The sequence below is a fragment of the Spirillospora sp. NPDC127506 genome, from assembly GCF_040302145.1.
GTDB lineage: Bacteria > Actinomycetota > Actinomycetes > Streptosporangiales > Streptosporangiaceae > Spirillospora.
Window position 1 is genome coordinate 1 of sequence record NZ_JBEORG010000081.1, and the last position, 10,067, is coordinate 10,067.

General features: G+C 72.4%; 9 protein-coding genes. All 9 read right to left on the reverse strand.

Annotated elements, in window-relative coordinates:
• Window positions 1–2,296: polyribonucleotide nucleotidyltransferase (locus ABTW95_RS35215; protein ID WP_500228584.1), on the reverse strand; the 2,296-nt coding region annotated here is incomplete at its 3' end.
• 262 nt (window positions 2,297–2,558) lie between these two features.
• Complete coding sequence (rpsO, locus tag ABTW95_RS35220; RefSeq protein ID WP_067792110.1) at window positions 2,559–2,828, reverse strand: 30S ribosomal protein S15; 270 nt, start codon at window positions 2,826–2,828, stop codon at window positions 2,559–2,561.
• A gap of 223 nt (window positions 2,829–3,051) precedes the next feature.
• Window positions 3,052–3,996 carry a bifunctional riboflavin kinase/FAD synthetase gene (locus ABTW95_RS35225; protein WP_500228585.1) on the reverse strand — a complete coding sequence of 315 codons (945 nt, stop codon included), beginning with the start codon at window positions 3,994–3,996 and terminating at the stop codon, window positions 3,052–3,054.
• 97 nt (window positions 3,997–4,093) lie between these two features.
• A complete protein-coding gene (trhA, locus tag ABTW95_RS35230; protein WP_500228586.1) occupies window positions 4,094–4,762 on the reverse strand; it encodes a PAQR family membrane homeostasis protein TrhA in 669 nt (222 codons plus the stop codon).
• 108 nt (window positions 4,763–4,870) lie between these two features.
• Window positions 4,871–5,743, reverse strand: a complete 873-nt coding sequence (gene truB, locus ABTW95_RS35235; RefSeq protein WP_500228587.1) for a tRNA pseudouridine(55) synthase TruB — start codon at window positions 5,741–5,743, stop codon at window positions 4,871–4,873.
• A gap of 13 nt (window positions 5,744–5,756) precedes the next feature.
• Window positions 5,757–6,911, reverse strand: coding sequence for a DHH family phosphoesterase (locus ABTW95_RS35240; RefSeq protein ID WP_500228588.1), 1,155 nt, complete (start codon window positions 6,909–6,911; stop codon window positions 5,757–5,759).
• Window positions 6,908–7,411 carry a 30S ribosome-binding factor RbfA gene (gene rbfA / locus ABTW95_RS35245; protein WP_396452593.1) on the reverse strand — a complete coding sequence of 168 codons (504 nt, stop codon included), beginning with the start codon at window positions 7,409–7,411 and terminating at the stop codon, window positions 6,908–6,910. Before rbfA ends, ABTW95_RS35240 begins: the two co-directional genes overlap by 4 nt.
• 97 nt (window positions 7,412–7,508) lie before the next feature.
• Window positions 7,509–7,817 carry a DUF503 domain-containing protein gene (locus ABTW95_RS35250; protein ID WP_396452591.1) on the reverse strand — a complete coding sequence of 103 codons (309 nt, stop codon included), beginning with the start codon at window positions 7,815–7,817 and terminating at the stop codon, window positions 7,509–7,511.
• A 209-nt stretch (window positions 7,818–8,026) separates the two neighbouring features.
• The coding region (gene infB, locus ABTW95_RS35255) for a translation initiation factor IF-2 (RefSeq protein WP_500228589.1) at window positions 8,027–10,067 on the reverse strand (2,041 nt) is incomplete at its 5' end.

The following is a 10,067-nucleotide window of genomic DNA, read 5'->3' on the forward strand; positions in this document are numbered from 1 at the left end:
GGCGCGGGCCGCGCCGCTCGCCGTCGTCGCGGCGCTCCCGGCGCTCGCCGGAGTCGCCGTTGCGCGACGCCTCCGCGCCGTCGCCGCCCTCGTCCTGTCCGGCGGCCTCGCGCTCGATGACCTCGACCGGCACCAGCGACAGCTTGCCGCGCTGGTCGATCTCGGTGACCTCGACCTGGATCTTCTCGCCGACGCCCATGACGTCCTCGACGTTCTCGATCCGGGCGCCGCCGTGCAGCTTGCGGATCTGCGAGACGTGCAGCAGGCCGTCCTTGCCGGGCAGCAGCGACACGAACGCGCCGAACGTGGTGGTCTTGACGACGGTGCCGAGGAACCGCTCGCCGACCTCCGGCATGTGCGGGTTCGCGATCGCGTTGATCGCCTGCCGCGCGGCCTCGGCGGACGGGCCGTCGGTGGCGCCGACGTAGATGGTGCCGTCGTCCTCGATCGTGATGTCGGCGCCGGTGTCGTCCTGGATCGAGTTGATCATCTTGCCCTTGGGGCCGATGACCTCGCCGATCTTGTCGACCGGGACCTTGATCGTGATGATCCGCGGCGCGTTCGGGCTCATCTCGGCGGGCGCCTCGATGGCCTCCTGCATCACGTCCAGGATCGCCAGGCGCGCGCCCTTGGCCTGCTTCAGCGCGGCGCCCAGCACCGAGGCGGGGATGCCGTCGAGCTTGGTGTCGAGCTGCAGCGCGGTGATCAGGTCGCGGGTGCCGGCGACCTTGAAGTCCATGTCGCCGAAGGCGTCCTCGGCGCCGAGGATGTCGGTGAGCGTGACGTACTCGTCGCCCTCGTTGATCAGGCCCATCGCGATGCCCGCCACCATCTGCTTCAGCGGGACGCCCGCGTCGAGCAGCGACATGGTGGACGCGCACACCGACCCCATCGAGGTGGAGCCGTTCGAGCCGAGCGCCTCCGACACCTGCCGGATCGCGTACGGGAACTCCTCGCGCGACGGCAGCACCGGGAGCAGGGCGCGCTCGGCGAGGGCGCCGTGCCCGATCTCGCGCCGCTTCGGCGAGCCGACCCGGCCGGTCTCACCGGTGGAGTACGGCGGGAAGTTGTAGTTGTGCATGTAGCGCTTGGTGCGCTCGGGGTTCAGCGTGTCGATCGTCTGCTCCATGCGGAGCATGTTCAGCGTCGTCAGGCCGAGGATCTGGGTCTCGCCGCGCTCGAACAGCGCCGAGCCGTGCACGCGCGGGACGACGTGCGCCTCGGCGGTCAGCTGGCGGATGTCCTTCGGGCCGCGGCCGTCGATGCGCACCCCGTCGCGGATGATCCGCTCGCGGACCAGCTTCTTGGTGACGGCGCGGTAGGCGGCGGAGATCTCCTTCTCGCGCCCCTCGAACTGCTCGGCGAGCTTCTCGGCGGCGGCCGCCTTGATCTCGTCGAGCCGGGCCTCGCGCTCCTGCTTGCCGGCGATGGTGAGCGCCTGCGCGAGGTCGGCGCTGACGGCCTCGGTGACGGCGGCGAGCACGTCGTCCTGGTAGTCCAGGAAGATCGGGTACTCGGCGGTCTCCTTGGCCGCGACGGCGGCGAGGTCGCTCTGCGCCTTGCACAGCACCTTGATGAACGGCTTGGCCGCTTCGAGGCCCTCGGCGACGATCTCCTCGGTCGGGGCGGTGGCGCCCTCGGCGACGAGCCTGAGGGTGTCGCGGGTGGACTCCGCCTCCACCATCATGATCGCGACGTCGCCGTCGGCCAGCACGCGCCCGGCGACGACCATGTCGAAGGTGGCGCGCTCGAGCTCGGAGTGGGTGGGGAAGCCGATCCACTGGCCGTCGATCAGCGCGACGCGGACGCCGCCGATCGGGCCGGAGAACGGCAGGCCGGCCAGCTGCGTGGACATCGAGGCGGCGTTGATCGCCACGACGTCGTACTGGTGGTCGGGGTGCAGCGCCATGATCGTCTCGACGATCTGGATCTCGTTGCGCAGGCCCTTGGTGAACGACGGGCGCAGCGGCCGGTCGATCAGCCGGCAGGTGAGGATCGCGTCCTCGGAGGGGCGGCCCTCGCGGCGGAAGAACGAGCCGGGGATGCGCCCGGCCGCGTACATCCGCTCCTCGACGTCCACGGTCAAGGGGAAGAAGTCCAGGTTGTCCTTGGGCTTCTTGGACGCGGTGGTCGCCGACAGCACCATCGTCTCGTCGTCGAGGTAGGCGACGGCGGAGCCGGCCGCCTGGCGGGCCAGCCGGCCCGTCTCGAAGCGGATGGTGCGGGTGCCGAACGGGCCGTTGTCGATCACGGCCTCGGTGCTCTGCGCACCGTCGATGCGCACGGCTTCTGTCACGGGAAACCTCCTCAGGTTCCATGTCGGACCTCACGGCCGTTTCCCGTCGGCTTGTCACGCTGCCGGTCTTCGATCGAAGCACCCGGATCGAGAGCCCGCCGATGCGGCGGGACGGATCCGGAAGCCACTACCGAGGACCGGCCCGCGCCGGCGGTGTCCGCGAGGCTTGTCTGCAGTTGTGCGGCCGGGCGGGCGGCGTCTCGGCGGCCCGCCGCGGCCATAAAGGAAGGGAGCGGCCCCGGCGGGCCACTCCCTCACCGTGCTAGCGGCGCAGGCCGAGGCGTTCGATCAGCTGCCGGTAGCGGTTGATGTCCTTGTTGGCGAGGTACTTCAGGAGGCGGCGGCGACGGCCGACCAGCAGCAGCAGGCCGCGGCGGCTGTGGTGGTCGTGCTTGTGCTCCTTGAGGTGCTCGGTCAGATCGTTGATGCGGCGCGTCAGCAGCGCGACCTGGACCTCCGGCGATCCGGTGTCACCCTCAGTGGTCGCGTACTCGGCGATGATCTGGTTCTTCGTGGCGGTGTCGAGCGACACGTGGCTCCTTCAGTGGGATCGTCACCCGCAGATCCGGGCCCGGTGGGCGCACGGGTCCGCATGGTGCGTTTCAAGAGGGTGGCGGGCCGCATGAGGGTGCAGCCAGCCGCGCCGGGGCCCTTCCCGGCGACTATTCACCGTACCATGCCGGAAACCCACCCGGTCACGATGCGAAAACCTCTGTTATCGCAGGGTACGCAGCGAAACGGGTGGCTCGTCCGGATCACTCGGCGGTGATCTCCCTGACCTGGTCCACGTCCCGGTGCATCTGCTCGACCAGCGCCTCGACCGAGTCGAACTTCAGCGTGTCGCGGATGCGGGCGGTGAAGTCCACCGCCATGTGCTCGCCGTACAGGTCGAGGTCGTCGCGGTCCAGGGCGTACGCCTCGACGGTCCGCTCCCCCGCGCCCTCGAACGTCGGGTTCGTCCCGATGGAGATCGCGGCGGGCCAGCGGAAGTCCGGGTAGCGGTCGGAGTCGCAGACCAGCCGGCCCGCGTAGACGCCGTCGGCGGGGATCGCGGTGTTCGGCGGCGTCTCCAGGTTGGCCGTGGGGAAGCCGAGCGCGCGGCCCCGCTGGTGGCCGCGCACGACGACGCCCTCGACCCGGTGCGGCCTGCCGAGCGCGCGCGCCGCCGCGGCGACCTCGCCCGCGTCGAGCCGCCCCCGGATGTAGGTGGACGAGATCGTGCCGCCGTTCGCCACGAGCGGCATGCCCTCGGCGGTGAAGTCGTACTTCTCGCCCAGCTCGCGCAGCAGCGCGACGTCCCCCTTGGCCTTGTGGCCGAACCGGAAGTCCTCGCCGACGATCACGTGCGCCGCGTGCAGCCGGTCGACCAGGACCTGCCGCACGAACTCGTCCGGGGGCGTCTTGGACAGCTCCAGGGTGAACGGCACGACCAGGACCGCGTCCGTGCCGAGGCCCTCCAGCAGCTCGACGCGGCGCTTGGTCGTGGCGAGCAGCGGCGGATGGGTGCCCGGCCGGACGACCTCGTCGGGATGCGGGTCGAACGTGATGGCCACCGAGCGCAGCCCGCGGCGGCGGGCCTCCGCCGCCGCGGCGCCGACGATCCGCTGATGGCCGCGGTGCACGCCGTCGAACACGCCGATCGTGATCACTGAACGGCCCCAGTCCGCGGGAACCTCGTCGAGGCCATTCCAACGCCGCACCATTGTCTCCCTGCGTAGGACGTGCCTGTCCGTTCTTGTCCTGCCGCCCCTAAGGGTGCCATGAGCGGACGCGTCCGGTCGCACCCAGGGGTACCCGTCAGCCGGACTGGTAGACGACCAGGGACACGGCGATGTACTGCAGGATGTAGGCGGCCAGCGTGCAGGCGTGGAACACCTCGTGGAAGCCGAACCAGCGCGGCGACGGGTTCGGGCGGCGCAGGCCGTACACGACGCCGCCGACGCTGTAGCAGATGCCCCCGGTCGCGACCAGCACGCAGGCGGCGACGCCGGCGCCCTCCAGGAACTGGGGCAGGAAGAACACCGCGACCCAGCCGAGGACGATGTAGAGGGTCACGTAGAGGGCGCGGGGGGCGCCGATCCAGGCGGTGCGGAACACGACGCCGGCGATCGCGCCCGTCCAGACGGTGATGAGGACGGCGAGGCGCACGCCGCCGTCCAGCGCCAGGACCGCGAACGGCGTGTACGTCCCGGCGATGATCAGATAGATGTTCGCGTGGTCGAACCGGCGCAGCGCCTCGATCAGCCGGCTCGACCGCTGCCGGTGGTACGTTCCCGAGATCCCGAACAGCATCCCCGATGTCGCCACGTACACCGCCGACGCGAGCCGCGCCTCCGGGCTCGGCCCGAGCGCGACCAGCACGAGCCCGGCGACCAGCACCGCGGGGAACGCGCCGAGGTGCAGCCAGCCGCGCAGCCGCGGGCGGGTCGGGGACGCCACCGGGGGGTGGTCCTTCACAGTGGTCACGGACACCTCCTCACCAACGAACCTACGCTCACGTAGGTTACGCGGCCGTAGGTTTCCGTGCATCACCTTCGTCCGGTGATGCTCGCCACGGGCGTATTGCCCCGCTGGTCAGGAGACGAACACCGCGAGGGGCTTGGCGAGCCCGCCCCGCTCCTCGACGAGGGCGAGCAGCGTGCCGTCCGGCGCGAAGACGCCGACCGGTCCGGGCCCGAGCCCGGCGGCCGGGAGCCGCCCGCCGTGCGCGACCTTGCGGGCGTCCTCGGCGGTGACGTCCCGGCGCGGGAACACCGCCGCGACCGCCTCGCCCATCGGCAGGATCTCCGGCTTCTCGGCCAGCTGGTCCAGGGTGCGCGCCGCGGACAGGTCGTAGGGGCCGACGCGGGTGCGGCGCAGCGCGGTGAGGTGGCCGCCGCAGCCGAGGGACGCGCCGAGGTCGCGCGCCAGCGCGCGGATGTAGGTGCCTGACGAGCACGAGACCGACGCGTCCACGTCGATCACGTCGCCGTGGCGCCGGACGTCCAGGACCGCGAACTCGCGGACGGTCACCGGGCGGGCGGCGAGCGCGACGTCCTCGCCCTTGCGGGCCATCTTGTAGGCCCGCTCGCCGTTCACCTTGATCGCGCTGACCTGCGGCGGGACCTGCCGGATCGGCCCGGTCAGCGCCGCGACGCCCGCGCGGAGCGCCGCGTCGGTCACGCCCGCGGCGGACGCGGTCGCGGTGACCTCGCCCTCCGCGTCGTCGGTGTTGGTCGACTGCCCGAGCCGGATCGTCGCGTCGTACCCCTTCTCCGTCAGCGCCAGATGCCCGAGCAGCCGGGTGGCCTTGCCGACGCCGAGGACGAGCACGCCCGTCGCCATCGGGTCGAGCGTGCCCGCGTGCCCGACCCGGCGGGTCTTCACCAGCCGCCGCATCCGCCCGACCACGTCGTGCGACGTCCAGCCGGCGGGCTTGTCCACGATGACGAGTCCCGAATTGTCCACGCGCGCTCCGAAATCAGTCGTCGGGGTCGCCGGGCACGCGCAGCGCCGCGCGCAGCCGGTCGATGATGTCGGCGGGCTCCCCGCCCATGGTGAACGCGGCGGCGGTCCGGTGCCCGCCGCCGCCGAGGTCGACGCAGGCGCGGCCCACGTCGACCGCGCCCTTGGAGCGGGTGGACACGTACCACTCGCCCCGGTCGTTCTCCTTGCACACGACCGCGACCTCGGCCTCGTCGGTGCGCCTGAGCTGGTCGATGACGCCTTCGAGCTGGTCGTAGTGGACGTCGCGGGCGGCCCGGTCGGAGCGGGCGATCGCCGTCCACACCAGGCCGAGGCCGCCGGCGGCGTCCCGCTCCAGCCGGGCCCGCGCCAGCGCGCCCGCGAGGACCTGCAGGTAGCCGAACGGCGCCCGGTCCCACAGCTCGCGGCTGACCGCGTCCGGCCGGACGCCCGCCGTCAGCAGCCGGCCCGCCAGGTCGTGGACCTCGGGGGTCGTGCACGGGTACTTGAACGAGCCGGTGTCGCTGGCGAGGCCCGCGTACAGGCCCTGCGCGATGTCGCGGTCCAGCGGGACGCCGAGCCTGCGGATCAGCTCCTCGACCAGCACGGCGGTGGCCGCGGCGGCCGGGTCGACGAGCCGCACCCCGCCGAACCCGGTGTTGGACGCGTGGTGGTCGACGACGATCAGCGCGCCGGCCCGGTCGGCGTGCCCGGCCAGCTCGCCGAGCCGCGCCCGGCCCGCCGCGTCCAGCGAGATCATCAGCTCCGGCGCCGCCGGCACCCGCGCGGGCTCCACCAGCAGCTCCTGGCCCGGCAGGAACCGCAGGATCGCCGGGACGGTGAACGGCTCCCCGAAGGACGCCGCGCACCGCTTGCCCATCGCCCGGAGCGCCTGCGCCAGCGCCAGCATGGAGCCGAGCGCGTCGCCGTCCGGGGCCACATGGCAGACGAGGCAGACCTCCTCCGCCGCGCGGATCAGCGCGACCGCGCGGTCCCATTCGAGGTCGGCGGACGCGCCCGCCGCCCCGGCGGAGCCGCCGCGCACGCCGCCGGCACCGCCGCGCGGGACGAGGTCATGGCCGCTCCCGGGGCGCCCGCCCACGTCGTGGAGGTGGAACTCCTCCGGCCGGCCCGCGCCCGGAGTCTCCGCGCGGCCCTCCGGCCCGCTCACGATGACGGGCGTCCGGTACGGCCGTCCTCACCGCCCTCCGCCGCGTCGCGCCCGCCGAGGTCGTCCTCGCCGTCCTCGTCCGCGGCGGCCTCGCGGTAGGGGTTCGCCTCACCGGCCGGGGTCGCGCCCTGCGCGGCGCGCGCGACCTCGGCGTCCTTCGCGCGGGCCTTGGCCAGCAGGTCGTCGATGTGCGCCGCGTTCTCCATCAGGGAGTCCATGACGAACGTGATGCTGGGCGTGTGCCGGACCCCGGTCTTCCTGCCCACCTCCGAGCGGATGACGCCCTTGGCGCTCTCCAGCGCGGCGGCCGTCTCGGCGCGCTCGCCGTCCGACCCGTACACCGTGTAGTACACGGTCGCGTCGCGCAGGTCGTTGGTGATGCGGGTGTCCGTCACGGTCACGAAGCCGAGCCGCGGATCCTTGATCCGCCTCTCCAGCATCTCGGCCACGATCTGCTGGATGCGGTCGGCGAGCTTGCGCGCCCGGGCTGCGTCCACCATGATCGCACTCCCTTTCCATGGTCAGCCGACCCCTCTATGGTCCACCGGCGCCCCGGCTCCCATGGCCGCATCGCCGGAGAACGTCCCCATATCCGGGTCAGTCCTCATCGTTGAAGATGCGCTGGCGGGCGGACAGCAGCTCGATCTCCGGCCGCCCGGCCACCAGGCGCTCGCACTGGTCGAGAACCTGGGTGCAGTTCGCGGCGGTACCGGACACCACCGCCACCCCGATCTCCGCCCTGCGGTGCAGGTCGTTGCCGCCGGTCTCGGCGACGGCCACCGCCGGGAAGTGCTTGTGCACCTCGGCGATGATGGGCCGGACGACGGACCGCTTCTGCTTCAGCGAGCGGACGTCCCCCAGCAGCAGGTCGAGTGTCAGCGCACCCACGTACACCTGGTCGATCACCTCGGGATCTTCTGAAAATGGAACGACGGGGATCGCCCGCCGTGTTCCCGGCCGCGACCGCACGGCGCGGGGCCGGCCGGACATGCCGGACGCCAGGCTAGAAGATCAGCCTGGCGTCGTGTCACCCGATCGGCGATCACATCGGCGACGGGCCGGCCGCCCGCGCGGGCGCCCCCGCGGGGACGCGCCGCGCGGGCGGGCCGCCGGCCTCAGACGCGGGGCTTCTCCCGCATCTCGAAGCACTCGATGACGTCGCCCAGCTTGAGGTCGTTGTACCCCACGCCGATACCGCACTCGAAGCCCTCGCGGACCTCGGTCGCGTCGTCCTTGAAGCGGCGCAGCGACGACACCGTGAGGTTGTCGGCGACCACGACGCCGTCGCGGACGAGGCGGGCCTTGGCGTTGCGCTGGATGACCCCGGAGGTGACCATCGAACCGGCGATGTTGCCGATCCGCGGCACCTTGAAGATCTCCCGGACCTCGGCCGTGCCGAGCTGGGCCTCCTCGAACTCCGGCTTGAGCATGCCCTTGAGGGCCGCCTCGATCTCCTCGATCGCCTGGTAGATGATCGAGTAGTACCGGATGTCGACGCCCTCGCGGTCGGCCAGCTCCTGCGCGTTGCGCTCGGGCCGCACGTTGAAGCCGATGATGACCGCGCCCTCGGACGCCAGCGCCAGGTTGACGTCGTCCTGCGTGATCGCGCCGACGCCGCGGCGGATGATCCGCAGGTTGACCTCGTCGCCCACGTCGATCTTGAGGAGGGAGTCCTCCAGCGCCTCGACGGAACCGGACACGTCGCCCTTGAGGATGAGCAGCAGCTCCTGCCGCTCGCCCCGCTCCAGGTCGCGGAAGAGCTCCTCCAGGGAGCTGCTCTTGCGGCTGCGGAGCAGTTCGGCGTTGCGCTTGCGCGCGATCCGCTTGTCGGCGATCTGCCGGGCGACGCGGTCGTCGTCGACGACCAGGAAGTTGTCGCCCGCGCTGGGCACGGCCGCGAGGCCGAGCACCATCACCGGGCGGGACGGGCCCGCCTCCTCGACGTTGTTGCCGTTCTCGTCGAGCATCGCCCGGACGCGGCCGTTGGCCACGCCGCAGACGATCGAGTCGCCGACCCGGAGCGTGCCGCGCTGCACCAGCACGGTCGCCACGGCGCCCCGGCCCTTGTCCAGGTGGGCCTCGATGGCCGAGCCCTGGGCGGGCATGTCGGGGTTGGCCTTCAGGTCGAGCTCGGCGTCGGCGGTCAGGATGATCGCCTCCAGCAGCCCGTCGATGTTCGTGCCCTGCTTGGCGGACACGTCGACGAACTGCGTCTGCCCGCCGAACTCCTCGGCGACCAGGCCGTACTCGGTCAGCTGCGCGCGCACCCGGTTCGGGTCCGCGCCCTCGACGTCGATCTTGTTGACCGCGACGACGATCGGGACCCCCGCCGCGGTGGCGTGGTCGATCGCCTCGGTGGTCTGCGGCTTGACGCCGTCGTCGGCGGCGACCACCAGCACCACCAGGTCGGTGGTGTCGGCGCCGCGGGCGCGCATGGCGGTGAACGCCTCGTGGCCCGGGGTGTCGATGAAGGTGATCTTGCGGTCCTCGCCGTCGACCTCGGTCTCGACCTGGTAGGCGCCGATGTGCTGGGTGATGCCGCCGGCCTCGCCCGCCTGCACGTTGGCGTGCCGGATGGCGTCCAGCAGCTTGGTCTTGCCGTGGTCGACGTGGCCCATGACGGTGACCACCGGCGGGCGCGGCTGGAGGTTCTCCTCGCCGCCCTCGTCCTCGCCGTACTCGATGTCGAACGACTCGAGCAGCGCGCGGTCCTCGTCCTCGGGGCTGACGACCTGGACGTCGAAGTCCAGCTCGATGCCGAGCTCGATGAGGTCGTCGGGGTCCACCGACTGGGTCGCGGTGAGCATCTTGCCGCGATGCATCATGATCGCGACGAGCGACGCCGGGTTGGCGCCGATCTTCTCCGCGAAGTCGGTCAGCGACGCGCCCTGCGGCAGCCGGATGGTCTTGCCGTTGCCGCGCGGAGCCGTGACGCCGCCGGCGACGGGCGCCTGCATGTTCTCGAACTCCTGGCGGCGCGCCCGCTTCGACTTGCGCCCGCGTGCGGGACGCCCGCCGGGACGACCGAAGGCGCCCTGCGTGCCGCCGCGGCCGCGGCCGCCGCCACCGGGACGGGGGCCGAAGCCGCCGCCCGGACGACCGCCGCCGCCCGCGCGGGGACCGCCGAAGCCGCCGCCGGGACGGCCTCGCCGCGGG

Bases quoted from the DNA above. Each gene is read 5' to 3' on its own strand.
- rbfA (WP_396452593.1), bottom strand. From the start codon at position 7,411: ATGGTGGACGCAGCCCGGGCGCGCAAGCTCGCCGACCGCATCCAGCAG.